At 69.9% G+C, this 24,999-nt stretch carries 40 protein-coding genes and 1 pseudogene; 6 read left to right on the top strand and 35 right to left on the bottom strand.

What is annotated here, in order from left to right; all coding sequences use genetic code 11:
- Positions 1 to 288: pseudogene (locus QZX64_RS01960) on the top strand (sortase); the annotation flags it as partial.
- Positions 289 to 292: 4 nt separating this feature from the next.
- Here QZX64_RS01960 and QZX64_RS01965 read toward each other — a convergent pair.
- Complete coding sequence (locus QZX64_RS01965) at positions 293 to 940, bottom strand: class I SAM-dependent methyltransferase (protein WP_295656496.1); 648 nt, start codon at positions 938 to 940, stop codon at positions 293 to 295.
- Positions 937 to 1,767, bottom strand: a complete 831-nt coding sequence (gene truA, locus QZX64_RS01970) for a tRNA pseudouridine(38-40) synthase TruA (protein ID WP_295656497.1) — start codon at positions 1,765 to 1,767, stop codon at positions 937 to 939. Before truA ends, QZX64_RS01965 begins: the two co-directional genes overlap by 4 nt.
- 38 nt (positions 1,768 to 1,805) lie before the next feature.
- On the opposite strand from truA, the gene QZX64_RS01975 reads away from it, so the two are divergent.
- Genes QZX64_RS01975 through QZX64_RS01990 form a run of 4 tightly spaced genes read left to right on the top strand, consistent with a single transcriptional unit; the run spans position 1,806 to position 4,974 of the window.
- A complete protein-coding gene (locus tag QZX64_RS01975) occupies positions 1,806 to 3,494 on the top strand; it encodes an FAD-dependent oxidoreductase (RefSeq protein ID WP_295656499.1) in 1,689 nt (562 codons plus the stop codon).
- Positions 3,495 to 3,552: 58 nt separating this feature from the next.
- Positions 3,553 to 3,927 carry a helix-turn-helix transcriptional regulator gene (locus QZX64_RS01980; RefSeq protein WP_295656501.1) on the top strand — a complete coding sequence of 125 codons (375 nt, stop codon included), beginning with the start codon at positions 3,553 to 3,555 and terminating at the stop codon, positions 3,925 to 3,927.
- Positions 3,924 to 4,415, top strand: a complete 492-nt coding sequence (locus tag QZX64_RS01985) for an SRPBCC family protein (protein ID WP_295656503.1) — start codon at positions 3,924 to 3,926, stop codon at positions 4,413 to 4,415. Before QZX64_RS01980 ends, QZX64_RS01985 begins: the two co-directional genes overlap by 4 nt.
- A complete protein-coding gene (locus tag QZX64_RS01990) occupies positions 4,402 to 4,974 on the top strand; it encodes a TIGR03086 family metal-binding protein (RefSeq protein ID WP_295656505.1) in 573 nt (190 codons plus the stop codon). Before QZX64_RS01985 ends, QZX64_RS01990 begins: the two co-directional genes overlap by 14 nt.
- Before the next feature lie 8 nt (positions 4,975 to 4,982).
- Here QZX64_RS01990 and QZX64_RS01995 read toward each other — a convergent pair whose 3' ends face one another.
- Positions 4,983 to 5,909, bottom strand: coding sequence for a PfkB family carbohydrate kinase (locus QZX64_RS01995; RefSeq protein WP_295656507.1), 927 nt, complete (start codon positions 5,907 to 5,909; stop codon positions 4,983 to 4,985).
- Between the two features lie 137 nt (positions 5,910 to 6,046).
- Here QZX64_RS01995 and QZX64_RS02000 point away from each other — a divergent pair, with 137 nt between their 5' ends.
- Positions 6,047 to 6,412, top strand: a complete 366-nt coding sequence (locus tag QZX64_RS02000) for a GntR family transcriptional regulator (protein ID WP_295656509.1) — start codon at positions 6,047 to 6,049, stop codon at positions 6,410 to 6,412.
- A 64-nt stretch (positions 6,413 to 6,476) separates the two neighbouring features.
- Here the strand turns inward: QZX64_RS02000 and rplQ are convergent, their stop codons facing one another.
- The 32 genes from rplQ to rpsJ form a co-directional block, all read right to left on the bottom strand.
- Complete coding sequence (gene rplQ / locus QZX64_RS02005; RefSeq protein ID WP_295656511.1) at positions 6,477 to 7,103, bottom strand: 50S ribosomal protein L17; 627 nt, start codon at positions 7,101 to 7,103, stop codon at positions 6,477 to 6,479.
- A 78-nt stretch (positions 7,104 to 7,181) separates the two neighbouring features.
- Complete coding sequence (locus QZX64_RS02010) at positions 7,182 to 8,198, bottom strand: DNA-directed RNA polymerase subunit alpha (protein ID WP_295656513.1); 1,017 nt, start codon at positions 8,196 to 8,198, stop codon at positions 7,182 to 7,184.
- 108 nt (positions 8,199 to 8,306) lie between these two features.
- Complete coding sequence (rpsD, locus tag QZX64_RS02015) at positions 8,307 to 8,915, bottom strand: 30S ribosomal protein S4 (RefSeq protein ID WP_295656514.1); 609 nt, start codon at positions 8,913 to 8,915, stop codon at positions 8,307 to 8,309.
- Between the two features lie 30 nt (positions 8,916 to 8,945).
- On the bottom strand, positions 8,946 to 9,341 hold the full coding sequence (rpsK, locus tag QZX64_RS02020; RefSeq protein WP_181312654.1) for a 30S ribosomal protein S11: 396 nt from the start codon (positions 9,339 to 9,341) through the stop codon (positions 8,946 to 8,948).
- A gap of 65 nt (positions 9,342 to 9,406) precedes the next feature.
- Positions 9,407 to 9,781, bottom strand: a complete 375-nt coding sequence (gene rpsM, locus QZX64_RS02025) for a 30S ribosomal protein S13 (RefSeq protein ID WP_295656516.1) — start codon at positions 9,779 to 9,781, stop codon at positions 9,407 to 9,409.
- 276 nt (positions 9,782 to 10,057) lie between these two features.
- Positions 10,058 to 10,171: a 50S ribosomal protein L36 gene (gene rpmJ / locus QZX64_RS02030; RefSeq protein WP_004008316.1), complete on the bottom strand. Its 114-nt coding sequence runs from the start codon at positions 10,169 to 10,171 to the stop codon at positions 10,058 to 10,060.
- A gap of 26 nt (positions 10,172 to 10,197) precedes the next feature.
- Positions 10,198 to 10,419 carry a translation initiation factor IF-1 gene (gene infA, locus QZX64_RS02035; protein ID WP_036490070.1) on the bottom strand — a complete coding sequence of 74 codons (222 nt, stop codon included), beginning with the start codon at positions 10,417 to 10,419 and terminating at the stop codon, positions 10,198 to 10,200.
- Positions 10,420 to 10,810: 391 nt separating this feature from the next.
- Positions 10,811 to 11,845: a TerC family protein gene (locus tag QZX64_RS02040; protein WP_295656520.1), complete on the bottom strand. Its 1,035-nt coding sequence runs from the start codon at positions 11,843 to 11,845 to the stop codon at positions 10,811 to 10,813.
- Between the two features lie 242 nt (positions 11,846 to 12,087).
- Entirely contained in the window at positions 12,088 to 12,906 is an 819-nt protein-coding gene (map, locus tag QZX64_RS02045; RefSeq protein ID WP_295656521.1) for a type I methionyl aminopeptidase, read from the bottom strand.
- 11 nt (positions 12,907 to 12,917) lie between these two features.
- On the bottom strand, positions 12,918 to 13,493 hold the full coding sequence (locus tag QZX64_RS02050) for an adenylate kinase (protein WP_295656522.1): 576 nt from the start codon (positions 13,491 to 13,493) through the stop codon (positions 12,918 to 12,920).
- The gene (gene secY / locus QZX64_RS02055) at positions 13,493 to 14,788 is read right to left on the bottom strand and encodes a preprotein translocase subunit SecY (protein WP_295656524.1); all 1,296 of its coding nucleotides are present in this window, start codon (positions 14,786 to 14,788) and stop codon (positions 13,493 to 13,495) included. Before secY ends, QZX64_RS02050 begins: the two co-directional genes overlap by 1 nt.
- 205 nt (positions 14,789 to 14,993) lie before the next feature.
- Positions 14,994 to 15,434, bottom strand: coding sequence for a 50S ribosomal protein L15 (gene rplO, locus QZX64_RS02060; RefSeq protein WP_295656526.1), 441 nt, complete (start codon positions 15,432 to 15,434; stop codon positions 14,994 to 14,996).
- A 1-nt stretch (position 15,435) separates the two neighbouring features.
- Positions 15,436 to 15,618 carry a 50S ribosomal protein L30 gene (gene rpmD, locus QZX64_RS02065; RefSeq protein WP_295656528.1) on the bottom strand — a complete coding sequence of 61 codons (183 nt, stop codon included), beginning with the start codon at positions 15,616 to 15,618 and terminating at the stop codon, positions 15,436 to 15,438.
- On the bottom strand, positions 15,618 to 16,229 hold the full coding sequence (gene rpsE, locus QZX64_RS02070) for a 30S ribosomal protein S5 (protein WP_295656530.1): 612 nt from the start codon (positions 16,227 to 16,229) through the stop codon (positions 15,618 to 15,620). The genes rpmD and rpsE overlap by 1 nt, the downstream gene beginning before the upstream one ends.
- Positions 16,230 to 16,280: 51 nt before the next feature.
- Positions 16,281 to 16,664, bottom strand: a complete 384-nt coding sequence (gene rplR, locus QZX64_RS02075) for a 50S ribosomal protein L18 (RefSeq protein ID WP_295656531.1) — start codon at positions 16,662 to 16,664, stop codon at positions 16,281 to 16,283.
- 2 nt (positions 16,665 to 16,666) lie between these two features.
- Positions 16,667 to 17,209: a 50S ribosomal protein L6 gene (gene rplF, locus QZX64_RS02080; protein ID WP_295656533.1), complete on the bottom strand. Its 543-nt coding sequence runs from the start codon at positions 17,207 to 17,209 to the stop codon at positions 16,667 to 16,669.
- Positions 17,210 to 17,235: 26 nt separating this feature from the next.
- A complete protein-coding gene (gene rpsH, locus QZX64_RS02085; RefSeq protein ID WP_295656536.1) occupies positions 17,236 to 17,643 on the bottom strand; it encodes a 30S ribosomal protein S8 in 408 nt (135 codons plus the stop codon).
- 72 nt (positions 17,644 to 17,715) lie between these two features.
- Entirely contained in the window at positions 17,716 to 17,901 is a 186-nt protein-coding gene (locus QZX64_RS02090) for a type Z 30S ribosomal protein S14 (protein ID WP_011757321.1), read from the bottom strand.
- 1 nt (position 17,902) lies between these two features.
- Positions 17,903 to 18,469 carry a 50S ribosomal protein L5 gene (gene rplE / locus QZX64_RS02095; protein ID WP_295656544.1) on the bottom strand — a complete coding sequence of 189 codons (567 nt, stop codon included), beginning with the start codon at positions 18,467 to 18,469 and terminating at the stop codon, positions 17,903 to 17,905.
- A 1-nt stretch (position 18,470) separates the two neighbouring features.
- Complete coding sequence (rplX, locus tag QZX64_RS02100) at positions 18,471 to 18,833, bottom strand: 50S ribosomal protein L24 (protein WP_295656546.1); 363 nt, start codon at positions 18,831 to 18,833, stop codon at positions 18,471 to 18,473.
- 1 nt (position 18,834) lies between these two features.
- The gene (gene rplN, locus QZX64_RS02105) at positions 18,835 to 19,203 is read right to left on the bottom strand and encodes a 50S ribosomal protein L14 (RefSeq protein WP_295656547.1); all 369 of its coding nucleotides are present in this window, start codon (positions 19,201 to 19,203) and stop codon (positions 18,835 to 18,837) included.
- Between the two features lie 109 nt (positions 19,204 to 19,312).
- The gene (gene rpsQ / locus QZX64_RS02110) at positions 19,313 to 19,603 is read right to left on the bottom strand and encodes a 30S ribosomal protein S17 (protein WP_295656549.1); all 291 of its coding nucleotides are present in this window, start codon (positions 19,601 to 19,603) and stop codon (positions 19,313 to 19,315) included.
- Entirely contained in the window at positions 19,600 to 19,845 is a 246-nt protein-coding gene (gene rpmC, locus QZX64_RS02115) for a 50S ribosomal protein L29 (protein ID WP_295656550.1), read from the bottom strand. Before rpmC ends, rpsQ begins: the two co-directional genes overlap by 4 nt.
- Positions 19,845 to 20,264 carry a 50S ribosomal protein L16 gene (gene rplP, locus QZX64_RS02120; RefSeq protein ID WP_295656551.1) on the bottom strand — a complete coding sequence of 140 codons (420 nt, stop codon included), beginning with the start codon at positions 20,262 to 20,264 and terminating at the stop codon, positions 19,845 to 19,847. Before rplP ends, rpmC begins: the two co-directional genes overlap by 1 nt.
- Before the next feature lie 3 nt (positions 20,265 to 20,267).
- Positions 20,268 to 21,131, bottom strand: a complete 864-nt coding sequence (gene rpsC, locus QZX64_RS02125) for a 30S ribosomal protein S3 (protein ID WP_295656553.1) — start codon at positions 21,129 to 21,131, stop codon at positions 20,268 to 20,270.
- The gene (rplV, locus tag QZX64_RS02130) at positions 21,131 to 21,565 is read right to left on the bottom strand and encodes a 50S ribosomal protein L22 (protein WP_295656554.1); all 435 of its coding nucleotides are present in this window, start codon (positions 21,563 to 21,565) and stop codon (positions 21,131 to 21,133) included. Before rplV ends, rpsC begins: the two co-directional genes overlap by 1 nt.
- A complete protein-coding gene (gene rpsS / locus QZX64_RS02135) occupies positions 21,562 to 21,843 on the bottom strand; it encodes a 30S ribosomal protein S19 (RefSeq protein ID WP_295656557.1) in 282 nt (93 codons plus the stop codon). Before rpsS ends, rplV begins: the two co-directional genes overlap by 4 nt.
- A 5-nt stretch (positions 21,844 to 21,848) precedes the next feature.
- Positions 21,849 to 22,685: a 50S ribosomal protein L2 gene (rplB, locus tag QZX64_RS02140; RefSeq protein WP_295656560.1), complete on the bottom strand. Its 837-nt coding sequence runs from the start codon at positions 22,683 to 22,685 to the stop codon at positions 21,849 to 21,851.
- 24 nt (positions 22,686 to 22,709) lie between these two features.
- Complete coding sequence (rplW, locus tag QZX64_RS02145) at positions 22,710 to 23,015, bottom strand: 50S ribosomal protein L23 (RefSeq protein ID WP_248583195.1); 306 nt, start codon at positions 23,013 to 23,015, stop codon at positions 22,710 to 22,712.
- Positions 23,012 to 23,968 carry a 50S ribosomal protein L4 gene (gene rplD, locus QZX64_RS16710; RefSeq protein ID WP_366558497.1) on the bottom strand — a complete coding sequence of 319 codons (957 nt, stop codon included), beginning with the start codon at positions 23,966 to 23,968 and terminating at the stop codon, positions 23,012 to 23,014. The genes rplW and rplD overlap by 4 nt, the downstream gene beginning before the upstream one ends.
- A gap of 1 nt (position 23,969) precedes the next feature.
- A complete protein-coding gene (rplC, locus tag QZX64_RS02155) occupies positions 23,970 to 24,635 on the bottom strand; it encodes a 50S ribosomal protein L3 (RefSeq protein WP_295656564.1) in 666 nt (221 codons plus the stop codon).
- 10 nt (positions 24,636 to 24,645) lie between these two features.
- Positions 24,646 to 24,954, bottom strand: a complete 309-nt coding sequence (gene rpsJ / locus QZX64_RS02160; RefSeq protein WP_182524561.1) for a 30S ribosomal protein S10 — start codon at positions 24,952 to 24,954, stop codon at positions 24,646 to 24,648.
- Between the last annotated feature and the right edge of the window lie 45 nt (positions 24,955 to 24,999).

Genomic DNA, 24,999 nt, shown 5'->3' on the forward strand with positions numbered 1-24,999 from the left:
GCTCGCGAGCGCGGTGACCGCATCGAGGTCCGCTCCGGCAGCACCGTGCACGTCTACGAGGTCCGCCGGACGCGCTGGACGTCGTTCCGGTCGCCGGAGTCGCTGGCCGCGCAGCGCGCGCCCGTGCCCGGGCGTCCCGGCGTCGAGGCCACCCAGCCGATGATCACCCTGTCGACGTGCGCCACCATCGAGGACCACGCCGCCGGCAACTACTGGTCCGACGAGTTCGACAACCCCGAGCACCGCATCGACAAGATCGGCGTGCTCGTCGACAGCCGCCCGGCGTAGGCGCCTATCCCGCCGGCCGCCGCGACTCCAGCACCCGGAAGCCCTTGGCGCTCGCCAGCCGCGTCGTCGGGTGGCCCTGCTCCCCCAGCCACCGCTGCAGCGAGTCGGCGCCCAGGTTCTTGCCGACCACCATCACCGCGCGCCCGCCGGGCCGCAGCCGGGGCAGCCAGGTGAGGAGCAGCTCGTGGAGGGCCCGCTTGCCGATGCGGATCGGCGGGTTCGACCAGATCTCGTCGAACGCCTCCGAGTCGGCCACCGCGCCGGGGGTGCTGGCGACGAACCGGTCCGCCAGTCCGAGCGCGGCGGCGTTCTCCCCGGCCAGCAGGACCGCGCGCTCGTTGACGTCGACCCCCGTCACCCCCGCCTCCCCCACGGGCACGTCGGCCGCCCGCCAGGCGGCGGCGATGCCGAGCCCGATGACGCCGTACCCGCAGCCGAGGTCGAGCACGCGCCCCGGCCCGGGCGGCTCGGTCTCGCGCAGCAGCACCGCCGTGCCGACGTCGAGCCGGCCACGGCTGTAGACCCCCGACCCGCTGACCAGGTCGAGCCGCCGGCCCCACACCTCGCACGAGAAGGGCTCCCGCCGGAACGGCACGGTGGGGTCGGCGGAGAAGTAGTGCTCCTGCCCGTCCTCGGACGCGGTGCCGCTCATCGCACCTCCCGCAGCGCCCGGGTGTGCCGCGCCTGGGCCGCCAGCTCGTCGTCGGCCGGGTAGCCGACCTCCTCCAGCGTGAGGCCGAGCGCCCGCGCCACGGTCGCCGACGGGTCGCGGCGGGCGGCCGAGAGCACGTCGACGGCCCACCTCACCGGGCGGCGTCCGTCCCCGATCGCGAGCAGGCACCCCACCAGCGACCTCACCATGCTGTGGCAGAAGGCGTCGGCGCGCACCGTGGCGACCGCGACGCCCTCGTCGTCGCGCACCCACGTCAGGTCCAGCAGCGTGCGGATCGTCGTCGCTCCCTCGCGGCGCCGGCAGAAGGCGGCGAAGTCGCGCAGTCCCAGCAGCATGTCCGAGGCCTCGTTCATCGCGTCCAGGTCGAGCGGGCGGGGCCAGACCAGGACGTGGTGGCGGCGCAGCGGGTCGACCCGCCACGGGTCGTCGGCCACCCGGTAGGCGTAGCGCCGCCAGTGCGCGGAGAACCGGGCGTCGAACCCCTCCGGCGCCTCGCCCACCCGCCGGATGCGCAGGTCACGGGGGAGGATGCCGTTGAGCCGTCCCCGCAGCGCCACGGTCGGTGAGTCCTGGGACCTGCCCGCGGAGCCGCTCAGCAGCCCCGGCTCGAGGTCGAGGTGGGCGACCTGCCCGCGCGCGTGCACGCCGGTGTCGGTGCGCCCGGCGCACACCACGCGCGCCGCGGGGATCCGCAGGGCCGTCGCCAGGGCCGGCTCGAGCGTGCCCTGCACGGTCCGCAGCCCGGGTTGCGCCGCCCACCCGTGGAAGTCGGTGCCGTCGTAGGCGAGGTCGATCCGGATGCGCACGCCCGACACCCTATTGCGGTCGGTCCTACGCTGAACGGGTGACCGATCCGGCGATCGTCCTGGTGTCTGCTGACCACATCGACACGCTCCACGACTCCTTCCACCGCTACGCCCGCGAGTACGACGTACGCACGGCCCGCTCGTGCGACGAGGCCCTCCGGGCGGCCGAGCAGGTGCGGGCCGGTGGCGGCACCGTCGCGCTCTTCGTCTCCGACTCGCGCCTGCCCGACGACCACCTGCTGGCCGCCTTCACGAAGTGGCGCACCGTGGCGCCCAACGCCCGTCGCCTCGTCGCGGCCCACTGGGAGCACTTCATCGAGGACGCGCCGGCGTTGCGGCCCGGCATGGCCAAGGGCAAGTACGACGCCTACCTGCTGATGCCGCGCGGCATCCGTGACGAGGAGTTCCACAACGCCGTCACCGACCTGCTCTCCGACTGGGGCTCCACGGTGGCCGACCCGGAGGTCGTGTCGGTCGCGATCGTCTCGCCGGTCCACGACGCCCTCACACTCGGCATCCGCGACTACCTCGACCGGATGGGCATGCCGAGCCGCGTCTACGACCCCGAGAGCGAGGGCGGGCGCCTGGTGCGCGACCTGGTCGACGACGAGCTGGGCTACCCGCTGGTCCACGCCCTCAACCGGCGCCCGATCCGGGCACGGTCGGTGCGCGACGTGGCCGTCACCCTGTACGGCGCGCCCGGCGACGTCGAGGTCGCGGAGGTGGTCGACCTCGTCGTCGTCGGAGGCGGGCCGGCCGGCCTCGCCGCCGCGGTGTACGGCGCCTCCGAGGGGCTGTCGGTCGTCGTGCTCGAGGCCGAGGCCATCGGCGGCCAGGCCGGCACCAGCTCGATGATCCGCAACTACCTCGGCTTCCCCCGTGGCATCTCCGGCATGCGGCTGGCCCAGCGGGCCCGCAACCAGGCACTGCGGTTCGGCACCCGCTTCTTCACCGGCTGGGACGTGACCGCCCTGGAGCCCGGCGTCGACGGCGCCCCGCACGTCCTGCGCACCGAGGGCGGCGACGTCGAGGCCCGGGCGGTCATGGTCTCCACCGGCGTCGCCTACCGCAAGCTCGGCGTGCCGGCGATCGAGGGCCTCGTCGGGCTCGGCGTCCACTACGGCGCTGCGATGACCGCGGCCCGTGAGATGGAGGACTACGACGCCTACGTCGTCGGCGGCGGCAACTCCGCCGGCCAGGCAGCGGTCCACCTCGCGCGCTTCGCCCGCTCGGTGACCATCCTGGTCCGGCGTCCGACGCTCGCCGAGACGATGTCGGACTACCTCGTCGGCGAGATCGAGTACCACCCCGGGATCTCGGTGCAGACCTGCACCCAGGTCGTCGACGGCGGCGGCGAGGGCCGCCTGCAGTGGCTGGTGCTGGAGGACGTCAGCACCGGCGAGCGCACCCGGGTGGAGGCGCACGGGCTGTTCCTCCTGCTCGGCGCCGAGCCGCGCTGCGACTGGCTGCCCGCCACGGTGGCCCGCGACGAGCGTGGCTTCGTGCTCACCGGGCGCGACGTGCCCAAGCAGTGCTGGGTGGACGGCCTGCCGCCGGGCAACCTCGCCACCACGGTGCCGGGGGTCTTCGCCGCCGGGGACATCCGGTCGGGCTCCATGAAGCGCGTGGCCGCGGCCAGCGGTGAGGGCGCCAGCGTCGTGCCGTTCGTGCACGCCTACCTGACCCCGGTCGACGGCACTCCAGAGGTTGTTCAACCAAACGGTTGACAAGCGTCCCGCGCTGCGGCTACCTTCATTCAACCGATCAGTTGAAGAAGGTGTCGTCATGACGGACCAGCTCTCCCGCGTCTTCGCCGCGCTCGCCGACCCGACGCGCCGCGACATGGTCGCCCGCCTCACGGAGGCCGACGCCACCGTGGGCGACCTCGCCGCGCCGTACGACGTCAGCGTCCAGGCGGTCTCCAAGCACCTCAAGGTGCTGGAGGACGCGGGCCTGGTCAGCCGGACCCGGGAGGCGCAGCGCCGCCCGGTGCACCTGGAGGCCGAGGTGTTCGACCTGATGACGAAGTGGATCGAGCGGTACCGCCGCAGGGCCGAGGAGCGCTACCAGCGCCTGGACGCCGTGCTGGCTCAGCTGGACCAGCAGGACCCCCGCACCACCGAGGACACGACAGCCACCGAGGAAGGAACAGCATCATGAGCGTCACCACCCAGCACGCCGAGGCCACCATCGAGGCGGTCGAGGACGTCCCGATGATCAGGATCACCCGCGACTTCCACGCCACGCCCGAGCAGCTCTTCCGGGCCCACACCGACCCCGAGCTGTTCAAGCAGTGGGTCGGCCCGTCCAGCGTCGGCACCGAGATCGACTACTGGGACGCCCGCACCGGCGGCAGCTGGCGCTTCCTCAACACCCGGGGCGAGGAGGAGTTCGGCTTCCGCGGGTGCTTCCACGAGATCTCCCCGCGCCGGCTGGTGCAGACCTTCACGTGGGAGGGCATGCCCGAGAGCGTCGCCCTGGAGACCCTCACCTTCGAGGACCTCGGCGACGGCCGCACCCGCCTCCACGCCCAGTCGCTGACCGACTCCTTCGAGGGCCGCGACGCCTGGCTCCGCTCGGGCATGGAGACCGGCGTCAACGAGGGCTACGCCAAGCTCGACGACCTCCTCGCCGATGCTGCCGTCTGATCCCGCAGCCCGCCACCGCGCGGTCGCCGGTGCCTTCACCGACCTGGTCGCCTCGACCCGGTCGTGGGAGGCGCCGGCGCCGGTGACGGGCTGGACCGCCCGCGACGTGGTGGGCCACCTCGTCGAGTGGCTGCCCGGCTTCCTGGCCGGCGGCAGCGACGTCCGGCTCCCGGCCGGCCCGTCGGTGGCCGACGACCCGGTCGGCGCCTGGCAGGCGGCGTACGACGGGGTGCAGGCCGTGCTCGAGGACCCCGCCACCGCCGACCGCCGGCTGACCAACCCCCACCTCGGCGAGCTGCCGCTGGCCACGGCGATCGACCGTTTCTACATCTCCGACGTGTTCCTGCACGCCTGGGACCTGGCCCGGGCGACCGGGCAGCCGCACGAGCTCGACGCGGACACGTGCGCGGAGATGCTGGCCGGCATGCAGCCCATCGAGGACATGATGCGCGGCTCCGGCCAGTACGGCCCCCGGGTGCCGGTGCCCGACGACGCCCCGGTGCAGGACCGGCTGGTCGGCTTCATCGGCCGCGACCCCGCCTGGCGGCCACCGGCCTGAGGGCTGCGTCAGCCGAGCTCGCGCCGGTACGGCGGGTTCGCCCCGGCCCGCGAGACCGTGACCGCTGCCGCGTGCGCGGCCCGCGCCAGCACCTCGTGCACGTGGTCGGCACCGAGATCCTCGAGGGCCTGCCGGGCACCCGGCCCGGCGCAGCCCCGGGCCATCAGGGCGTCGAGCATGGCGGCCCCGAAGGTGTCGCCGGCGCCGATGGTGTCGACCACCGGGCCGACCTGGGCCGGCACCTCGACGGAGGCGGACGCGGAGCGCCACTGCGCGCCGTCGCCCCCGCGGGTGACCACGACGACGGCCGGGCCGAGCGAGAGGAGGTGGGCGACCGCGGCGGCCTCGTCGCGGTCGGCGTACAGGCCGGCGAGGTCCTCGTCGGAGGCCTTCACCACGTCGGCGAGCGCCACCATCGCCTCCACCGCGGCGACCACCTCGGGGCCGGTGCCGGTGATGGCGGGCCGCACGTTGACGTCGTAGGCCACCAGGGCCCGGTCGCGGTAGCGGTGCACGGCGGCCAGCACGTCCTCGGCCCCCGGTGCCAGCGTGGGCGCCAGCGAGCTGACCTGCACCACGGCGGGCGGCGGCAGGTCGTCACGCAGGGGGTGCAGCTGCCAGGCGATGTCGAAGGTGTACGTCGCGTGGCCGGCGTCGTCGAGCCGGGCCACCGCGACCGCGGTGTGGTCCAGGGAGAGCGGGTCGGAGGCCCAGCGGATCCCCTCGGCCTGGAGCTGGGAGCGGATGCGCCGGCCGCGGTCGTCGGCCCCGAAGGCGGAGGCGAACCACACCGGGCGTCCGAGCCGCGCCAGGGCGACCGCTGCGTTGGCGGCGCTGCCGCCCACGTGCTCGACCGCCTCCCTCCCGGGTGCGTGGACCACGTCGATCAGGCTCTCGCCGACGACCAGGACCGCGTCGTCCTCGACTGCCTCCATGACTGGCCTCTCCTTCGCACGCACCGGGCCGGCTGGCCACTGGGATCCTAGTCATGACGGCCGGGTCCTCCGCCCGCACCGGGCCCCGGCCCGGCCTCAGGCGGACGCCTCGGACCCGAGGGCGGCATCATGGCGTCATGGACGCCCTGCCCCTCTCGCCCCCCGACGCCGGCTCCGCGGTGGCGCCCTTCGAGCAGCTGCGCGCACAGATCGCCTCGGGTGCGGCGGGCGGCGCGTTGGCCCCCGGCACCCGGCTGCCCACCGTGCGCGCCCTCGCCGAGCAGCTGGGCCTGGCGGCGAACACCGTCGCCAAGGCCTACCGCGCGCTCGAGACCGACGGCGTGGTCGTCACCGAGGGCCGCCGGGGCACCTTCGTCGCCTCGACGGCGGCGGCCGGGTCGGCCGCGGCCGAGGACGCGGCGGCGGCGTACGTCGCCACCTGCCGCCGCCTGGGACTGACCGTCACCGAGGCGACCCGGCTGGTCGAGGAGGGCTGGGCCTAGGGGGCCGGCGGAACGACGAGACCCGCCGTCCGACGGACGGCGGGCCTCGTGGCGGGCAGTGGGACTACTTCGACTCGGCCTCGGCGTCGTCGTCGCCCTCGGCCGGGGCAGCCTCGACCTCGGCGTCGCCCTCGGCCGGAGCAACCTCGGCGTCGGCGACCTCGGCCGGAGCAACCTCGGCGTCGGCGACCTCGACCTCGGTGGCCTCGACCTCGGCGGTCTCGGCGCCCTCGACCTCGGTCGCCTCGGTGTCGACCGGCTCCTCCTCCACCACGGCCGGGGCCGGCGGCGCGGCGGCCGTCGTCCTCTTCGACGACGCGGCCTTCGGCGAGTAGGCCTCGGTCACCAGCTCGATCACGGCCATCGGCGCGTTGTCGCCCTTGCGGGGGCCGATCTTCGTGATGCGGGTGTAGCCACCCGGACGCTCGGAGAAGGTCGGCGCGATGTCGACGAACAGGGCGTGCACGACCGACTTGTCGTGGATGGTCTTGAGGACCTCACGACGGTTGTGCAGGTCGCCCTTCTTGGCCTTGGTGATGAGCTTCTCGGCGTAGGGACGCAGCAGTCGCGCCTTGGCCTCGGTGGTGGTGATGCGGCCGTGCTCGAACAGCGCCGTCGCCAGGTTCGACAGGATCAGGCGCTGGTGGGCCGGGCTGCCGCCGAGACGGGCACCCTTCTTGGGAGTGGGCATCTGCTTCTCTCATTTCTCCCGGGCCGTGTCAGGTACCCGGATAGACGACCGGCGGGCGCCGGTCGATTTGGGTGGGTGTCAGTACTGCTCGTCCTCGACGAACGCGTCGTCGTCGTCGTCGCCGTACGCCGCGAGGGCGGCGTGCGGGTCGAAGCCGGGCGCGCTGTCCTTGAGCGAGAGCCCCATCTCGACCAGCTTCGCCTTGACCTCGTCGATCGACTTGGCGCCGAAGTTGCGGATGTCGAGCAGGTCCTGCTCCGAGCGCGAGATCAGCTCACCCACGGTGTGGATGCCCTCGCGCTTGAGGCAGTTGTAGGAGCGGACGGTGAGCTGCAGCTCCTCGACCGGCAGGGCGAGGTCGGCGGCGAGCTGCTCGTCGACGGGCGAGGGACCGATGTCGATGCCCTCGGCCTCCACGTTGAGCTCACGGGCCAGGCCGAACAGCTCGACGAGGGTCTTGCCGGCCGAGGCGATCGCGTCGCGGGGACGGATCGACGGCTTGGTCTCCACGTCGATGACCAGCTTGTCGAAGTCGGTGCGCTGCTCGACACGGGTGGCCTCGACCTTGTAGGTCACCTTCAGGACGGGGCTGTAGATCGAGTCGACCGGCATCCGGCCGATCTCGTTGTCCATGCCCTTGTTCTGGACCGAGGAGACGTAGCCGCGGCCGCGCTCGACGACCAGCTCCATCTCGAGCTTGCCCGTCTCGGACAGGGTGGCGATCTTCAGGTCGGGGTTGTGCACCTCGACACCGGCGGGCGGCGCGATGTCGGCGGCGGTGACGTCACCGGCACCCGACTTGCGCAGGTACATCGTGACGGGCTCGTCGTGCTCGGAGGAGACGACGAGGCTCTTGAGGTTGAGGATGATCTCGGTGACGTCCTCGGTGACGCCCTCGATGGTCGAGAACTCGTGGAGGACGGAGTCGACCTTGATGCTCGTGACCGAGGCACCGGGGATCGAGGACAGGAGCGTACGACGCAGGGAGTTGCCGAGCGTGTAGCCGAAGCCCGGCTCGAGCGGCTCGATCACGAAGCGTGAGCGGAACTCCTCGACGGTCTCTTCCGACAGCGTGGGGCGCTGAGCGATAAGCACTGATTCTTTCCTTCCCGGGCCCATCCGCTATATGACGGACCCGAACTGCGGTGATGGAGAAGGGTGTGAGTAGGCCCGGTGCCCGCCGGAGCGGGCACCGGGACCGGATTACTTCTTGGAGTAGTACTCGACGATCAGCTGCTCCTGGACCGGCACGTCGATCTGTGCCCGGACCGGGACCTGGTGCACGAGGATGCGCATCCGGGTGGGGATGGCCTCGAGCCACGCCGGGACGTGCCGCTCGCCGTGGGTCTCGCGAGCCACGATGAACGGCGTCATCTCCAACGACTTCTCCCGGACGTCGATGACGTCGTGGGCGCTCACCTGGAACGAGGGGATGTCGACCTTGCGGCCGTTGACGAGGAGGTGTCCGTGCACGACGAGCTGGCGGGCGTGGCGGCGCGTGCGGGCGAACCCGGCACGGTAGACCACGTTGTCGAGACGGCACTCGAGCATCTGCAGCAGGTTGTCACCCGTCTTGCCCGAACGGCGCGACGCCTCGACGTAGTACTTGTAGAACTGCTTCTCCAGGATGCCGTAGGAGAAGCGCGCCTTCTGCTTCTCGCGCAGCTGGAGGAGGTACTCGCTCTCCTTGATGCGGCCGCGGCCGTGCTGGCCGGGCGGGTAGGGGCGACGCTCGAACGCCTGGTCGCCACCCACGAGGTCGACACCGAGACGGCGCGACTTCTTGGTCATGGGGCCGGTGTAGCGGGCCATGTCAGTCTCTCCTTGGGTCTCTGGTCGGGGTCAGACGCGGCGGCGCTTGGGCGGCCGGCATCCGTTGTGCGGGGCGGGGGTGACGTCCTGGATGGTGCCGACCTCGAGGCCGATGGCACCCAGCGAGCGGATCGCCGTCTCGCGGCCCGATCCGGGGCCCTTCACGAAGACGTCGATCTTCTTCATCCCGTGCTCCTGCGCCCGACGACCAGCAGCCTCGGCCGCCATCTGCGCGGCGAACGGCGTGGACTTGCGCGAGCCCTTGAAGCCGACGGTGCCGGCGGAGGCCCAGGCGATGACCGCGCCGGTGGGGTCGGTGATCGTGACGATGGTGTTGTTGAACGTGCTCTTGATGTGGGCTTCGCCCTGAGCGACGTTCTTCTTCTCCTTGCGGCGCACCTTGGTGGTGCGGCTCTTGGGAGGCATTCAGTAACTCCTGGAGGTAGCTGGTCGGGGGGAGATCGAGGTGGAGGCGGTGGCGCGCGGGCGCGTCACTTCGCCTTCTTCTTGCCGGCGACGGTGCGCTTGGGACCCTTGCGGGTGCGAGCGTTGGTCTTGGTGCGCTGGCCGCGGACCGGGAGGCCCATGCGGTGGCGGCGACCCTGGTAGCTGCCGATCTCGATCTTGCGGCGGATGTCTGCCTGGACCTCGCGACGGAGGTCACCCTCGATCTTGAAGTTGGACTCGATCTCGTCGCGGAGCTTGACCAGCTCGTCGTCACCCAGCGTGTGGACGCGCGCGTTCGGGTCGACCCCGGTGGCGGCGAGCAGCTGCTGGGCGCGGGTACGGCCGATGCCGTAGATGTAGGTGAGTGCGATCTCGATGCGCTTGTCGCGCGGGAGGTCCACACCAACGAGGCGTGCCATGTGGCGTTTCCTTGTCTGTCTGCACAGCGGTTTCGGTTCGTGTCGCGCCCCGTACCGCCTCGGTCGGGCCCCGGCCGCTGCTCCGGAGGTGGTTCGCCCGGCGGCTGCCGGGCTAGCGATCACGTTGTGTGGTGTTCAGTTGTGTTGCTGCTGCTCGGTGGTCGAGTGCCCGTGAGGCACGAGCGGGCGTATCTCGGTGGTCGAGTGCCCGCGAGGCACGAGCGGGTGTATCTCGGTGGTCGAGTGCCCGCGAGGCACGAGCGGGTGTATCGAGACCTAGCCCTGGCGCTGCTTGTGACGCGGGTTCTCACAGATGACCATGACGCGGCCGTGGCGACGGATGACCTTGCACTTGTCGCAGATCGGCTTGACGCTGGGGTTGACCTTCACGGGGGAGGCCTTTCTCGAGTGGCTGGCTACTTGTAGCGGTAGACGATGCGACCCCGGGTGAGGTCGTACGGCGAGAGCTCCACCACCACGCGGTCCTCGGGGAGGATCCGGATGTAGTGCTGGCGCATCTTGCCGCTGATGTGGGCGAGCACCTTGTGTCCGTTGGTCAGCTCGACCCGGAACATGGCGTTGGGAAGGGCCTCCACGACGGTGCCCTCGATCTCGATCACGCCTTCTTTCTTCGGCATGTCCTCCACAATCTTCGTGCGTTGTCTACCGTGTGCGTACCGGCGGACGGCGTCCGTCGGGTGGCCCGGGAACCTCCCGGTCGCAAGCGACCGGTGGACCTCGTGGAGCGGTCCGGGTGCCCCACCCGGGCACGCGAGCGACCGGCTCGAGGAGCAGGTGTTCGGTGGTCCGGGCAGCCGCGAGGCACCACGAGACGCGACCCACGTTGGGCCGACACGCAAGTCTAGGCGGGGCGGCGGAGAAACCCTAATCGCCCGCGGGCGGCCGCCGGCGCCTGATCTCGGGCTCGACGGCGCAGGAAGCCGGGCCGGAGGTGCTCCTCCAGCGCGCCGACGACTCCCCGGTCCGGCTCAGGCCTGCGCCTGAGCCGACCGGTGGAGCGCGGGTCGCTCAGTCGTCGTGGAAGTCGCGGCGGGGTCCGGTGGCCGCGTCCTGCTCCTTGGCCGTCATGCGGTTGGCGGCCCACAGCGAGAGCACAGCGGTGATCACCAGGGTCGCCAGGATGACGACGAGCGAGAGCCAGATCGGGATCTCGAGCCAGGCGTAGTCGAGGTGCTCGCCGCCGTTGATGAACGGCAGCTCGTTCTCGTGCAGCGCGTGGAAGAACAGCTTGACGCCGATGAAGGCCAGCAGGAACGCCAGCCCGTAGGACAGGTAGATCAGGCGCTGCAGCAGGCCGCCGATCAGGAAGTACAGCTGGCGCAGGCCCATCAGCGCGAAGATGTTGGCCGTCAGCACCAGGTAGGGCTCCTTGGTGATGCCGAAGATCGCCGGGATCGAGTCCAGGGCGAAGAGCAGGTCGGTCGTGCCGAGGGTGACGATCACGATGAACAGCGGCGTGATCATCCGCTTGGCGTTGCCGTCTCGCACGAACAGGCTCTTGCCGTGCCACTCCGAGGTGGCCGAGAAGCGACGCTCGATGAGGGCGACGAGCTTGTTCTCCTCGAACTCGTCCTCATCCTCGTCCTCCGCGCCCTCCTTGGCCAGCTTGACGGCGGTGTAGACCAGGAAGAGGCCGAAGAGGTAGAACACCCAGCTGAAGTTGCTGATCGCCGCGGCACCGACGGCGATGAAGATCGCCCGCATCACCAGGGCCATCACGATGCCGATCATCAGGGCGTACTGCTGCAGCTCGCGCGGCACGGCGAACTTGCTCATGATGATGATGAAGATGAAGAGGTTGTCGATGGAGAGCGAGTACTCCACCAGCCAGCCGGAGTAGAACTCCAGCGCGTAGGTCCCGCCGGAGCTGTACCAGACACCGAGACCGAAGAGGACTGCGAGACCGACGTAGATGGACAGGTACGTCGAGCACTCCTTCATGCTCGGCTCGTGGGGCCGTCGGCCGACCACCGCCAGGTCGAAGGTGAAGATTGCGACGGTCACGACGCCGGTGGCGATCCAGACCCAGATGGGTATGTCCACGGAAGTTGCTCCTCAGGAGGGAAAAGGTGCCGGCGCGCGGTGCGCTGACCGATGCTCGATGCTCCGGAGGTCTCTTCCGCTCGGCCACGCGGCTGCGTGCGAGCCGATGGCACCGGGCTTGGACCCATCGGTCCGCGCCGTACTGACGACACCATCGCGACGGGAATACTCCCCTCCTGATGTGACCATGCTTACACAGACAGGGCCGCTGGGCCAACCGCGACCGCCGGGCGGGACAGCGTTCAGCGACCGCCGAACGGCACGCCGAGCTCCCCGAGCCGCTGCTCGCCGCCGTCGAGGGCGGTGAGCACCCACGCGCCTCGGGGCGTGAGGGTGAAGGTGTGCTCGAAGTGGGCGGCCCACGAGCCGTCCGCGGTGACGACGGTCCAGTCGTCGTCGAGGACCTCGCTGTCGTGGGTGCCGAGGGTGATCATCGGCTCGACCGCCAGCGCCAGGCCCTCCACGAGCCTGGGCCCCTTGCCGGGGCGGCCGTAGTTGGGGACGTTCGGCGGCTGGTGCATCTCCGAGCCGATGCCGTGCCCGACGTAGTCCTCGAGGATGCCGTAGGAGCCGGCGCCGCGGACGTGCTGCTCGATGGCGCAGGAGATGTCGGTGACCCGGCCCCCGAGCCGGGCGGCGGCGATGCCGCGCCACATCGACTCCTCGGTGACCTGCATCAGGGCCGTCGCCTCGGGCCGCACCTCCCCGACCGGCACCGTGACGGCGGCGTCGCCGTGCCAGCCCTCGACGATGGCGCCGCAGTCGAGGGAGACGAGGTCTCCCTCGGCCAGCGCCCGGTCGCCCGGGATGCCGTGCACGACCTCCTCGTTGACCGAGGCGCAGATCGACCCGGTGAACCCGTGGTAGCCCAGGAAGGACGGTGTGCCGCCGCCGCTGCGGATGGCGTCCTCGGCGATCGCGTCGAGCTCACCGGTGGTGACGCCCGGACGGACCGAGGAGCGCAGCAGCTCCAGCGTGCGCCCCACCACGAGGCCGGCGCGACGCATCTGGTCGACCTGCTCGGGGGTCTTGATCTGGATGCCGCGGTCGCGCAGGCCCATGTGGTCGTCCCTCAGCTCTGGGGTACGACGTCCAGCGCCTCGAAGATGCGCTCGGTGACCTGGTCGACCTCGCCCATCCCGTCGATCTCGACGATGAGCCCACGACGGCGGTAGACCTCGATGAGGGGCTCGGTCTGCTCGACGTACAGCTCCTGCCGCCGGCGGATGACGTCCTCGGTGTCGTCGGCCCGGCCCTCGAGCTCGGCGCGGCCGAGCAGCCGCTGCACGATCTCGTCCTGGTCGACGGTCAGCACCACCACGGCGTCCAGGACGTGGCCGGTGAACGCGATCATCCCGTCGAGCTCCTCGACCTGCGCGAGGGTCCGGGGGTAGCCGTCGAGCAGGAAGCCGGGGTCGGCGTCCTTCTCGTCGATCCGGTTGCGGACCATCATGTTGGTGATCTTGTCCGGGACGTACTCCCCGGAGTCCATGTAGCGCTGTGCCTCCACGCCGAGCGCAGTGCCTGCCGAGACGTTGGCGCGGAAGATGTCGCCGGTGGAGATGGCGGGGATGCCGAAGTGCTCGGCGATGAACCGCGCCTGGGTGCCCTTGCCGGCCCCGGGCGGGCCCATGATGATCAGGCGCATTACCGCAGGAACCCTTCGTAGTTGCGCTGCTGGAGCTGGCTCTCGATCTGCTTCACCGTGTCGAGCGCGACGCCCACCATGATCAGGATGGAGGTGCCGCCGAAGGGGAAGTTCTGGTCGGCGCCGATCAGCGCGAAGGCGATCAGCGGGATCAGGGAGATGAGACCGAGGTAGAGCGCACCCGGGAAGGTGATCCGGGACAGGACGTAGGACAGGTAGTCCTCGGTCGGCTTGCCGGCGCGGATGCCCGGGATGAAGCCGCCGTACTTCTTCATGTTGTCGGCCACCTCTTGGGGGTTGAAGGTGATCGACACGTAGAAGTAGGTGAAGAAGATGATCAGCGCGAAGTAGATCGCCATGTAGAGCGGGTGCTGGCCGCCCACCAGGTAGTTGTTCAGGAACGTCAGCACCGGGTTGGTGGTGTTCGCGTTGAACTGCACGGCCATGGCGGGCAGGTAGAGCAGCGAGGAGGCGAAGATCACCGGGATGATGCCGGCCTGGTTGACCTTGAGCGGGATGTACGTCGAGCTGCCGCCGAACATCTTGCGCCCGACCATCCGCCGGGCGTACTGCACGGGGATGCGCCGCTGGGCCTGCTCGATGAAGATCACGCCGGCGATGATGACGAGCCCGATGACCATCACCACGCCGAAGACCCACCAGCCCTGCGTCTGCTGGACGCCCCACAGCGAGGCCGGGAACGTCGCGACGACCTGGGTGAAGATCAGGATCGACATGCCGTTGCCGATGCCGCGGTCGGTGATCAGCTCACCGAGCCACATGATGACGGCGGTGCCGGCGGTCATCGTGATGACGATGATGAGGAACGTCGAGGTGCTGTTGCTGTGCAGCAGGTCCTGGTTGCAGTTCTGCAGGAGGTTGCCCGAGCGTGCGAGCGCCACGATGCCGGTGGCCTGGAGCAGGGCGAGGCCCAGGGTGAGGTAGCGGGTGTACTGGGTGATCTTCGTCTGGCCCGCCTGACCCTCCTTCTTCAGCGCCTCGAGCCGTGGGATGACCACGACGAGCAGCTGCAGGATGATGCTGGCGGTGATGTAGGGCATGATGCCCAGCGCGAAGATGGTGAGCTGGAGCAGCGCTCCGCCCGAGAACAGGTTGATCAGGTCGACGACGCCGCCGGAGGCCTGGCTGTCGAGGCACGACCGCACGTTGGCCACGTTGACACCGGGCGCGGGCACCTGGGAGCCCAGCCGGAAGACGGTGATGATCAGCAGGACGAACAGCAGCTTGCGCCGCAGGTCCGGCGTGCGGAAAGCGTTGGCGAACGCGCCTAGCACTGGATCCTCTTTCTGATGGGGTCCGTGGTCTCGAGGAGCTCGACCACCGGGGGGTCCGCACCGGCCCGTCGGGGACGACGGGCTGGCGTACGGGCCCGGGGAAGCCTAACAGGCAGCGACGCGTCCCCAGCCATGCAGCACGGGGCCCGGCCTGCCGCGATCACTCACGACGGGACGGGCCCCGTACCGATGTCCGACGGCGGCCTCAGGCAACCGTGACGGTGCCGCCGGCGCCTTCGATCTTGTCCTTGGCCGAGCCGGAGAACGCGTGCGCGGTCACCTGGACCGCGACCGAGATCTCACCCTGGCCGAGCACCTTGACGGGCTGGCCCTTGCGGACCGCGCCCCGGGCGACGAGGTCGTCGACGGAGACGGCGCCGCCCTCGGGGAACAGGGCCCCGAGGCGGTCGAGGTTGACGACCTGGAACTCGACCTTGAAGGGGTTCCGGAAGCCCTTGAGCTTCGGGAGCCTCATGTGCAGGGGCATCTGGCCACCCTCGAAGGCGGCCGGGACCTGGTAGCGGGCCTTGGAGCCCTTGGTGCCACGTCCGGACGTCTTGCCCTTGGAGCCCTCGCCTCGACCCACGCGGGTCTTGGCGGTCTTGGCACCCGGGGCGGGGCGCAGGTGGTGCAGCTTGAGCGTCATGTCAGCTCACTTCCTCGACCGTCACCAGGTGACGGACGGTGTGGACCATGCCGCGGATCTCCGGGCGGTCCTCCTTGACGACCACGTCGCCGATCCGCTTGAGACCGAGCGTGCGCAGGGTCTCGCGCTGGTTGGCCTTGCAGCCGATCGTGGACTTGTTCTGCTGGACCTTGAGCTGAGCCATCAGGCCGACACCTCCGCCGCCTGCTCGGCACGCGCCCGCAGGATCGCGGCCGGAGTGACCTCCTCGACGGTCAGGCCGCGACGAGCGGCCACCGCCTCGGGCTCCTCCAGCAGCTGCAGTGCCGCCACGGTGGCGTGCACGATGTTGATCTGGTTGGACGAGCCGAGCGACTTGCTCAGGATGTCGTGGATGCCGGCGCACTCGAGCACCGCGCGGACGGGACCGCCCGCGATCACACCGGTACCGGGAGCGGCCGGGCGCAGCAGCACCACGCCGGCGGCCTTCTCGCCCTGGACCGGGTGCGGGATCGTGCCCTGGATGCGGGGGACCTTGAAGAAGTGCTTCTTGGCCTCCTCGACACCCTTGGCGATCGCCGCGGGGACCTCCTTGGCCTTGCCGTAGCCGACACCGACCAGGCCCTCGCCGTCACCGACGATCACCAGGGCGGTGAAGCTGAAGCGACGACCACCCTTGACGACCTTGGCGACCCGGTTGATGGCAACGACGCGCTCGATGTAGGCAGACTTCTCGGCGCCGCCACCGCGACGGTCGTCGCGCTGGCGCCGGTCACCCGAGCCGCCGCTGCGCTGTCCGCGCTGGGCTCCGCTCATGAGATGTGCTCCATATCTAAAAGTTCTCTCTCTTGCCGCGTTGTCGTGCGATCAGAAGGCCAGTCCGCCCTCACGGGCGGCGTCGGCGAGGGCCGCGATGCGGCCGTGGTACTTGTTGCCGGCGCGGTCGAAGACCACGCCCTCGACACCGGCGGCCCGGGCGCGCTCGGCGACGAGCTCGCCGACCCGCTTGGCCTTGGCGGTCTTGTCTCCGTCGGTGGACCGGAGGTCGGCCTCCATCGTCGAGGCGTACGCCAGCGTCTGCCCGACCAGGTCGTCGACGACCTGCACCGAGATGTGGCGCGCGGACCGGGTGACGACCAGGCGCGGACGCTCGCTCGTGCCGGCGATCTTCTTGCGGCCACGCATCTGACGACGCAGGCGCGACTTCGTGCGCGCCGAGGTGTGCTTGTTGTTGCTCAGGGAGATACCCATGGCTACTTACCAGCCTTTCCGACCTTGCGGCGGATGTGCTCGCCGGCGTAACGAACGCCCTTGCCCTTGTACGGCTCGGGCTTGCGCAGCTTGCGGATCTTGGCGGCGACCTCGCCGACGAGCTGCTTGTCGATGCCGACGACACCGAGCTTGGTCGGGCCCTCGACGGTGAAGGTGATGCCCTCGGGGGCGTCGAAGACGATGGGGTGGGAGTAGCCGAGCTGGAACTCCAGCTGCGTCGGGCCCTTGGACAGGACGCGGTAGCCCACGCCCACGATCTCGAGCTTCTTCTCGTAGCCCTCGGTCACGCCCACCACCATGTTGCTGATCAGGGTGCGGGTGAGGCCGTGGAGCGAGCGGCTGGTGCGGTCGTCGTCGGGGCGCTTGACCTCGAGGATGCCGTCCTCGCCACGGTCGATCGTGATCGGGGCGGCGACGGAGTGCGCCAGCGTGCCCTTGGGACCCTTGACGGTCACCAGGGAGTTCTCGATCTGCACGTCGACCGCGGACGGGACCGTGATCGGGAGCTTGCCGATTCGCGACATGTTCTTCTCTCCTTCTCTGGTCTCGGTTACCAGACGTAGGCGAGGACTTCCCCACCCACGCCCTTCTTGTTCGCCTGGCGGTCGGTCAGCAGGCCCTGGCTCGTCGAGATGATCGCGACGCCGAGTCCGCCGAGCACCTTGGGCAGGCCCGTGCTCTTGGCGTAGACCCGGAGGCCGGGCTTGCTGATGCGGCGGACGCCGGCGATCGAGCGCTCGCGGTTGCGGCCGTACTTGAGGGTGATGTGGAGCGTCTTGCCCACCTGGCCCTCGCCGGGCTCGGCGACGTCGTAGGAGGTGATGTAGCCCTCCTGCTGGAGGATCTCCGCGACGCCCTGCTTGAGCTTGCTGTACGGCATCGTGACAGCGTCGTGGTACGCCTGGTTGGCGTTGCGCAGACGCGTGAGCATGTCTGCGATCGGGTCGGTCATCGTCATGTGTGGTCGTTCTCTCTCTTCTGTGGTTTCCCGCCCGGGGGCGGGACCTTCAGCGGTCGTGGTGGGAGGTGCTCACCAGGAGGACTTGGTGACGCCGGGCAGCTCGCCGCGGTGGGCCATCTCGCGCAGGCAGATGCGGCACAGGCCGAACTTGCGGTAGACGGCCTTGGGGCGGCCGCAGCGCTGGCAGCGGGTGTAGCCGCGCACGGCGAACTTGGGCTTGCGGGCGGCCTTGACCTTGAGTGCAGTCTTCGCCATGTCAGTTCTCCTTGAACGGGAAGCCGAGCTGCTTGAGCAGCGCGCGGCCCTCGTCGTCGTTGGTCGCGGTGGTCACGATGGTGATGTCCATGCCGCGCGACCGGTCGATCCGGTCCTGGTTGATCTCGTGGAACATGACCTGCTCGGTGAGACCGAAGGTGTAGTTGCCCCGGCCGTCGAACTGCTTGGGCGAGAGGCCACGGAAGTCGCGGATGCGCGGCAGCGCCAGCGACAGCAGGCGGTCCAGGAACTCCCACATCCGGTCGCCGCGCAGCGTGACGTGCGCACCGATCGGCATGCCCTCGCGCAGCTTGAACTGGGCGATGGACTTGCGGGCCTTGGTGACCATCGGCTTCTGGCCGGTGATCGCGGTGAGGTCCTTGACCGCGCCCTCGATGAGCTTGGAGTCGCGAGCCGCCTCGCCGACGCCCATGTTGACCACGATCTTGGTCAGGCCGGGCACCTGCATGACGTTCTTGATCTCGAACTCGGAGCGCAGTGCGGGGAGGATCTCCTCGCGGTAGCGGGTCTTGAGCCGCGGGGCGGCCGTGGTGGTGGACTCAGCCATCTCAGATGTCCTTCCCGGACTTGCGCGAGACCCGGACACTGCGGTGCGCGGTGTACTCCGACCCGTCGGGGCGACGCTTGGTGATCTCGTCGCGACGGAAGCCGACGCGGGTGACCCCGTCACCGTCGACCAGCATCACGTTCGAGACGTGGATGGGGGCCTCGGCGGTGATGATGCCGCCGGTGGTGCCGGCGCGACCGCCCTGGTTCTGGACCTTGGTGTGCCGCTTGATGCGGTTGACACCCTCGACGACCACCCGCTGCTCCTCGCGGAGCACCTGGATGACCTTGCCCTCGGCGCCCTTGTCCTTGCCGGCGATCACCTTGACGGTGTCGCCCTTCTTGATGTTCAGCGACTTGGTCATGTCAGAGCACCTCCGGTGCCAGCGAGATGATCTTCATGAAGCGCTTCTCGCGCAGCTCGCGGCCCACGGGACCGAAGATGCGGGTGCCGCGCGGCTCGCCGTCGGCCTTGAGGATGACGGCGGCGTTCTCGTCGAAGCGGATGTACGAGCCGTCGGCCCGGCGGCGCTCCTTGACGGTGCGCACGATGACGGCCTTGACGACGTCACCCTTCTTCACGTTGCCACCGGGGATCGCGTCCTTGACGGTGGCGACGATGGTGTCGCCGATGCCGGCGTAGCGACGTCCAGAGCCACCGAGAACACGGATGCAGAGGATCTCCTTCGCACCGGTGTTGTCGGCGACCTTGAGTCGCGACTCCTGCTGGATCATTGGTCTCTCCTGGTTGTCGAGCTGGTTCTCGCCGCCCTCCCGGGCGTTCGAGCCTTGCCGAACTGATGTGTGGTCGTGGGGCCGGTGGGCCAGGGGCGGACCCCTGGGATCACTTGGCCTTCTCGAGGACCTGGACGACGCGCCAGCGCTTGGTGGCCGACAGCGGCCGGGTCTCCATGATCAGCACCCGGTCGCCGATGCCGCACTCGTTCTGCTCGTCGTGGGCCTTGAGCTTCGACGTACGACGCAGGACCTTGCCGTAGAGCGCGTGCTTGACGCGGTCCTCGACGGTCACGACGATCGTCTTGTCCATCTTGTCGCTCACGACGAGGCCCTCACGGACCTTGCGCGCCTTGCGGTCGGCCTGGCCGGCCTCGGTGTTCTGCGCAGCCTCACTCATGCGGACGCCTCTTCCTTGCTAGCACCCGGGGTGGACCGGATGCCGAGCTCGCGCTCGCGCACCACGGTGTAGATCCGGGCGATGTCCTTCTTGACCGTGCGGAGGCGGCCGTGGCTCTCCAGCTGGCCGGTGGCCGCCTGGAACCGCAGGTTGAACAACTCCTCCTTGGCCTCGCGCAGCTTGGCCTCGAGGTCGGTCGCGTTCATCTCATCGAGCTCGAATGCGCTCAACTTGTCGCTCATCAGAATTCACCAGCCTCGCGGGAGATGAACCGGCACTTCAGCGGGAGCTTGTGCATCGCGCGGCGCATGGCCTCACGAGCGGTCTCCTCGTCCACGCCGGACAGTTCGAACATGACGCGGCCGGGCTTGACGTTCGCCACCCACCACTCGGGGGAGCCCTTTCCGGAGCCCATGCGGGTCTCGGCGGGCTTCTTGGTCAGCGGACGGTCCGGGTAGATGTTGATCCAGACCTTTCCGCCGCGCTTGATGTGGCGGGTCATGGCGATACGAGCCGACTCGATCTGCCGGTTCGTCACGTAGGAACCCTCGACCGCCTGGATACCGAAGTCACCGAAGGCGAGCGTGGTGCCACCCTTGGCGGCACCGGTCCGCTTCGGGTGGTGCTGCTTGCGGTGCTTGACACGACGGGGCATCAACATTGCTCAGGCCTCCCCATTGCTCGACGTGGTCGCAGCCTCGGCGGACGGGGCGTCGGTCGCTGCGGGAGCAGCGGCCTCGGCCGGCGCGTCGGTGCGGGGTGCCCCGGTGGAGCGGTCACCACGCGAGCCACGGCTCGGGCGCTCGCTGCCCCGCTCGCCGCCGCGTTGCGGGCGTCCACCGGCGCCACCGCGGCCGGGAGCACCGGCACGCGCGGCCTGCTGGGCCTGACGCTCGGCGCGGGTCGCGGCGACCTCACCCTTGTAGATCCAGACCTTCACGCCGATGCGGCCGAAGGTCGTCTTGGCCTCGTAGAAGCCGTAGTCGATGTCGGCACGCAGGGTGTGCAGGGGCACGCGGCCCTCGCGGTAGAACTCGGTGCGCGACATCTCGGCGCCGTTGAGGCGACCCGAGCACTGGATCCGGATGCCCTTGGCACCCGAGCGCATCGAGGTCTGCATCGCCTTGCGCATGGCGCGACGGAACTGCACGCGACCGGAGAGCTGCTCGGCGACACCCTGGGCGACCAGCTGAGCGTCCACCTCGGGGTTCTTCACCTCGAGGATGTTGAGCTGGACCTGCTTGCCGGTGAGCTTCTCGAGCTCACCACGGATGCGGTCGGCCTCGGCGCCACGGCGACCGATCACGATGCCCGGACGCGCGGTGTGGATGTCCACCCGGACGCGGTCGCGGGTGCGCTCGATCTCGACCTTGGCGATGCCGGCCCGCTCCATGCCCTTGGAGAGCAGCTTGCGGATCGCGACGTCCTCGCCGACGTAGGCCTTGTAGAGCTTGTCGGCGTACCAGCGGCTCTTGTGGTCGGTGGAGATGCCGAGCCGGAAACCGTTCGGGTTGATCTTCTGGCCCATCAGGCCCGTCCCTTCTTCTGGGTCCTCTGCGCGGCGACGACATCCGCCGGCTGGACGGCCAGGGTGATGTGGCTCGTGCGCTTGTTGATGCGCGTGGCACGGCCCTGGGCACGCGGACGCCACCGCTTCATCGTGGGGCCCTCGTCGACCCGGGCGACGGAGACGACCAGCTCGCCGGCGTTCAGGCTCTCGGTGCCCTCGGCGTTGGCGACCGCGCTCTCCAGCACCTTGTAGACGGTCTCGGAGGCGGCCTGCGGCGCGAACTGCAGCAGGGCCAGGGCCTCGTCGACGGGCAGGCCGCGGACCATGTCGACGACACGGCGGGCCTTCATCGGGGCGATGCGCACGTACCGCGCCGTCGCGAAGGCACCCGGCTGGTCACCCAGCAGGGACTCGCGGCGGGCGCTGGTGCGCCGGCGCTCGGTGACACTCATCGACGACGTCCCTTCCGGTCTTCCTTCACGTGCCCGCGGTAGGTGCGGGTCGGGGCGAACTCCCCGAGCTTGTGGCCGACCATCGAGTCGGTCACGAACACGGGGACGTGCTTGCGGCCGTCGTGCACGGCGATCGTGTGGCCGATCATCGACGGCACGATCATCGAGCGGCGCGACCAGGTCTTGATCACGTTGTGGCTGCCCTTGTCGTTCTCGGCATCCACCTTCTTGATCAGGTGGCCGTCGACGAAGGGGCCCTTCTTGAGGCTACGAGGCATGTCGGTTACTTCCTACCCTTGCCGGACTTGCGGCGACGGATGATCTGGGAGTCGCTGGCCTTGCGCGTGCGCGTGCGGCCCTCGGGCTTGCCCCAGGGGGACACGGGGTGACGTCCACCGGACGTCTTGCCCTCACCACCACCGTGCGGGTGGTCGACCGGGTTCATGACGACACCGCGGACGGTCGGGCGCTTGCCCTTCCAGCGCATCCGGCCGGCCTTGCCCCAGTTGATGTTGGACTGCTCGGCGTTGCCGACCTCACCGACGCTGGCGCGGCAGCGCACGTCGACGAAGCGCATCTCGCCGGACGGCATGCGCAGGGTGGCGCGCGAGCCCTCCTTGGCGACGAGCTGGGCCGAGATGCCGGCGGACCGGGCGATCTTGGCGCCGCCGCCCGGACGCAGCTCCACGCAGTGGATCGTGGTGCCGACCGGGATGTTGCGCAGGGGCAGGTTGTTGCCGGGCTTGATGTCGGCGTTGGGGCCGGACTCCACGGGGGTGCCCTGGGCCAGGTCACGCGGCGCGATGATGTAGCGCTTCTCGCCGTCGGCGTAGTGCAGCAGCGCGATGCGAGCGGTGCGGTTGGGGTCGTACTCGATGTGAGCGACCTTGGCCGGCACGCCGTCCTTGTCGTAGCGACGGAAGTCGATGATGCGGTAGGCGCGCTTGTGGCCGCCACCCTGGTGCCGGGTGGTGATCCGGCCCTGGTTGTTGCGGCCGCCCTTCTTGGGCAGCGGGCGCGTCAGCGACTTCTCCGGCGTGGTCCGGGTGATCTCGACGAAGTCGGCCACCGACGAGCCACGACGGCCCGGGGTGGTCGGCTTGTACTTGCGGATAGCCATATCAGTTCCTAGTCAGGAGCCCGGTCAGGAGACCGGACCTCCGAAGATGTCGATGCGGTGGCCCTCGGCGAGGCTGACGATGGCGCGCTTGGTGTCCTTGCGCTTGCCCAGGCCGGTGCGGGTGCGACGCGTCTTGCCGATCCGGTTGATCGTGTTGACCGACGTCACCTTCACGTTGAACACCTTCTCGACCGCGATCTTGATCTCGGTCTTGTTGGCGTCCGGGCGGACGATGAAGGTGTACTTGTTGGCGTCGAGGAGGCCGTAGCTCTTCTCGGACACGACCGGGGCGATCAGGATGTCGCGGTGGTCCTTGTGCAGGGTGCTCACTTCTCGCCCTCCTTGTCAGCGGCGCTCAGCCCGGCGGCCTCCGCGTCGTCGACGGACTTGAACCAGACCTCGGCGACGGCGGCGTCGTAGCCCGCGTCGTCGGGGGCGTGGTAGGTGCCGGCGGCACCCTTGACCTCGTAGCCCTTGGGAGCGTTGCCGCTCTTCAGGGGGGCCTTCGCGCCCTGGGGCAGCTCGACCTCGGCCTCGGCCTCGACGGTCTCGGTCTCCGTGTCGAGCCCTTCGGCGGTCTCCACGTCGGCCTCGTCGACCGGCGCCTGCGCGGGCTCGGTGACCGTGTCGGCGGCGGGCGCCTCCACGGCGGGAGCCCTGCGGCTGACCGGGCGCTCGGCCGAGGTCGGCGCCTTGGAGACGAACGCGTCGTAGGCACCCTGGGTGAAGACCACGTCGTCGCTGGCGAGGACGTCGTAGGTGTTGAGCTGGTCGACGGCCACGATGTGCACCTGCTGGGCGTTGCGCAGCGAGAGCCAGGTGACGGCGTCGGTGCGCTCGAGCACGACGAGGTGGCGCACGCGGTCGGTCAGGCCGGCCAGGGCGGCCAGCGCCGACTTCGTGGAGGGCACGTCGCCCGAGACCAGCGAGTCGACCACGTGGATGCGACCCTCGCGGGCCCGGTCGGAGAGGGCACCGCGCAGGGCGGCGGCCTTCATCTTCTTGGGCGTGCGCTGGTCGTAGTCACGCGGCTTGGGACCGTGCACGATGCCGCCGCCGGCGAACTGCGGCGCGCGGGTCGAGCCCTGGCGGGCACGGCCGGTGCCCTTCTGCTTGTAGGGCTTGCGGCCACCGCCGCGGACCTCGCCGCGACGCTTGGTGCTGGCCGTGCCCTGACGGGCGGCGGCCTGCTGGGCGATGACGACCTGGTGGATCAGCGGGATGTTGACCTCGACGTCGAAGATCTCGGCGGGAAGGTCGACCTTGAGGGTCTTGGCAGCCATGTCAGGCCTCCTGCGTCTTCTTGGCGGCCGAGCGCAGCACCACGACGCCGCCCTTGGGGCCGGGGACGGCACCCTTGAGCAGGATCAGGCCACGGTCGGCGTCGACGGCGTGCACGGTGACGTTCTGGGTGGTGACGGTGTCGTTGCCCATCCGGCCGGCCATGCGGGTGCCCTTGAAGACGCGACCCGGAGTGGCGCAGGCGCCGATCGAGCCGGGCTTGCGGTGGTTGCGGTGGGCACCGTGCGAGGCGGACACGCCGTGGAAGCCGTGGCGCTTCATGACACCGGCGTAGCCCTTTCCCTTGCTCGTGCCCGTCACGTCGATCTCGTCGCCGGCGGCGAACAGCTCGGCGCTGAGCTCCTGGCCGATGGAGTACGACGCGGCGTCGGAGGTGCGGATCTCCACCAGGTGGCGGCGCGGGGTGACCCCGGCCTTGGCGAAGTGCCCCGCGTTCGGCTTGGTGACCTTGCGGCCCTCGATCTCGCCGAAGCCGACCTGGATGGCGTTGTAGCCGTCGGTCTGGGGCTGGCGGACCTGGGTGACCACGTTGGTGGTCGCCGCGATCACGGTGACGGGGACGATGCGGTTGTTCTCGTCCCACACCTGGGTCATGCCGAGCTTGGTGCCCAGCAGGCCCTTCACGTTGCGTTCGAAAGTGGCAGTCATTGTCAGGACCTCAGAGCTTGATCTCGATGTCGACACCGGCAGGAAGGTCGAGGCGCATCAGCGAGTCGACGGTCTTGGGCGTCGGGTCGATGATGTCGATGAGGCGCTTGTGCGTGCGCATCTCGAAGTGCTCGCGCGAGTCCTTGTACTTGTGCGGCGAGCGGATGACGACGTAGACGTTCTTCTCGGTCGGCAGCGGCACGGGGCCGGCGACCTTGGCACCCGTGCGGGTGACGGTGTCCACGATCTTGCGCGCCGAGGTGTCGATCACCTCGTGGTCATAGGCCTTGAGCCTGATGCGGATCTTCTGTCCCGCCATAGGTCTCTCTCGTCCTTATCGATCTCGTACCGCCGGGCCGGCCGG

This window comes from uncultured Nocardioides sp., assembly GCF_902805925.1.
GTDB lineage: Bacteria > Actinomycetota > Actinomycetes > Propionibacteriales > Nocardioidaceae > Nocardioides.

Coding starts and splice junctions, on each gene's coding strand:
- QZX64_RS01965 (WP_295656496.1), bottom strand. CDS start 940: ATGAGCGGCACCGCGTCCGAGGACGGGCAGGAGCACTACTTCTCCGCC.
- QZX64_RS01980 (WP_295656501.1), top strand. CDS start 3,553: ATGACGGACCAGCTCTCCCGCGTCTTCGCCGCGCTCGCCGACCCGACG.
- QZX64_RS01985 (WP_295656503.1), top strand. CDS start 3,924: ATGAGCGTCACCACCCAGCACGCCGAGGCCACCATCGAGGCGGTCGAG.
- QZX64_RS01990 (WP_295656505.1), top strand. CDS start 4,402: ATGCTGCCGTCTGATCCCGCAGCCCGCCACCGCGCGGTCGCCGGTGCC.
- QZX64_RS01995 (WP_295656507.1), bottom strand. CDS start 5,909: ATGGAGGCAGTCGAGGACGACGCGGTCCTGGTCGTCGGCGAGAGCCTG.
- QZX64_RS02000 (WP_295656509.1), top strand. CDS start 6,047: ATGGACGCCCTGCCCCTCTCGCCCCCCGACGCCGGCTCCGCGGTGGCG.
- rplQ (WP_295656511.1), bottom strand. CDS start 7,103: ATGCCCACTCCCAAGAAGGGTGCCCGTCTCGGCGGCAGCCCGGCCCAC.
- rpsD (WP_295656514.1), bottom strand. CDS start 8,915: ATGGCCCGCTACACCGGCCCCATGACCAAGAAGTCGCGCCGTCTCGGT.
- rpsK (WP_181312654.1), bottom strand. CDS start 9,341: ATGCCTCCCAAGAGCCGCACCACCAAGGTGCGCCGCAAGGAGAAGAAG.
- rpsM (WP_295656516.1), bottom strand. CDS start 9,781: ATGGCACGCCTCGTTGGTGTGGACCTCCCGCGCGACAAGCGCATCGAG.
- infA (WP_036490070.1), bottom strand. CDS start 10,419: ATGCCGAAGAAAGAAGGCGTGATCGAGATCGAGGGCACCGTCGTGGAG.
- map (WP_295656521.1), bottom strand. CDS start 12,906: ATGGGCCTGCGCGACCGCGGCATCCAGATCAAGACCCCCGAGCAGGTC.
- QZX64_RS02050 (WP_295656522.1), bottom strand. CDS start 13,493: ATGCGCCTGATCATCATGGGCCCGCCCGGGGCCGGCAAGGGCACCCAG.
- rplO (WP_295656526.1), bottom strand. CDS start 15,434: ATGACGCTCAAGCTGCACCACCTGCGCCCCGCCCCGGGTGCCAAGACC.
- rpmD (WP_295656528.1), bottom strand. CDS start 15,618: ATGGCTCAGCTCAAGGTCCAGCAGAACAAGTCCACGATCGGCTGCAAG.
- rpsE (WP_295656530.1), bottom strand. CDS start 16,229: ATGAGCGGAGCCCAGCGCGGACAGCGCAGCGGCGGCTCGGGTGACCGG.
- rplR (WP_295656531.1), bottom strand. CDS start 16,664: ATGGGTATCTCCCTGAGCAACAACAAGCACACCTCGGCGCGCACGAAG.
- rplF (WP_295656533.1), bottom strand. CDS start 17,209: ATGTCGCGAATCGGCAAGCTCCCGATCACGGTCCCGTCCGCGGTCGAC.
- rpsH (WP_295656536.1), bottom strand. CDS start 17,643: ATGACGATGACCGACCCGATCGCAGACATGCTCACGCGTCTGCGCAAC.
- QZX64_RS02090 (WP_011757321.1), bottom strand. CDS start 17,901: ATGGCGAAGACTGCACTCAAGGTCAAGGCCGCCCGCAAGCCCAAGTTC.
- rplE (WP_295656544.1), bottom strand. CDS start 18,469: ATGGCTGAGTCCACCACCACGGCCGCCCCGCGGCTCAAGACCCGCTAC.
- rplX (WP_295656546.1), bottom strand. CDS start 18,833: ATGACCAAGTCGCTGAACATCAAGAAGGGCGACACCGTCAAGGTGATC.
- rplN (WP_295656547.1), bottom strand. CDS start 19,203: ATGATCCAGCAGGAGTCGCGACTCAAGGTCGCCGACAACACCGGTGCG.
- rpsQ (WP_295656549.1), bottom strand. CDS start 19,603: ATGAGTGAGGCTGCGCAGAACACCGAGGCCGGCCAGGCCGACCGCAAG.
- rpmC (WP_295656550.1), bottom strand. CDS start 19,845: ATGAGCGACAAGTTGAGCGCATTCGAGCTCGATGAGATGAACGCGACC.
- rplP (WP_295656551.1), bottom strand. CDS start 20,264: ATGTTGATGCCCCGTCGTGTCAAGCACCGCAAGCAGCACCACCCGAAG.
- rpsC (WP_295656553.1), bottom strand. CDS start 21,131: ATGGGCCAGAAGATCAACCCGAACGGTTTCCGGCTCGGCATCTCCACC.
- rplV (WP_295656554.1), bottom strand. CDS start 21,565: ATGAGTGTCACCGAGCGCCGGCGCACCAGCGCCCGCCGCGAGTCCCTG.
- rpsS (WP_295656557.1), bottom strand. CDS start 21,843: ATGCCTCGTAGCCTCAAGAAGGGCCCCTTCGTCGACGGCCACCTGATC.
- rplB (WP_295656560.1), bottom strand. CDS start 22,685: ATGGCTATCCGCAAGTACAAGCCGACCACCCCGGGCCGTCGTGGCTCG.
- rplD (WP_366558497.1), bottom strand. CDS start 23,968: ATGGCTGCCAAGACCCTCAAGGTCGACCTTCCCGCCGAGATCTTCGAC.
- rplC (WP_295656564.1), bottom strand. CDS start 24,635: ATGACTGCCACTTTCGAACGCAACGTGAAGGGCCTGCTGGGCACCAAG.
- rpsJ (WP_182524561.1), bottom strand. CDS start 24,954: ATGGCGGGACAGAAGATCCGCATCAGGCTCAAGGCCTATGACCACGAG.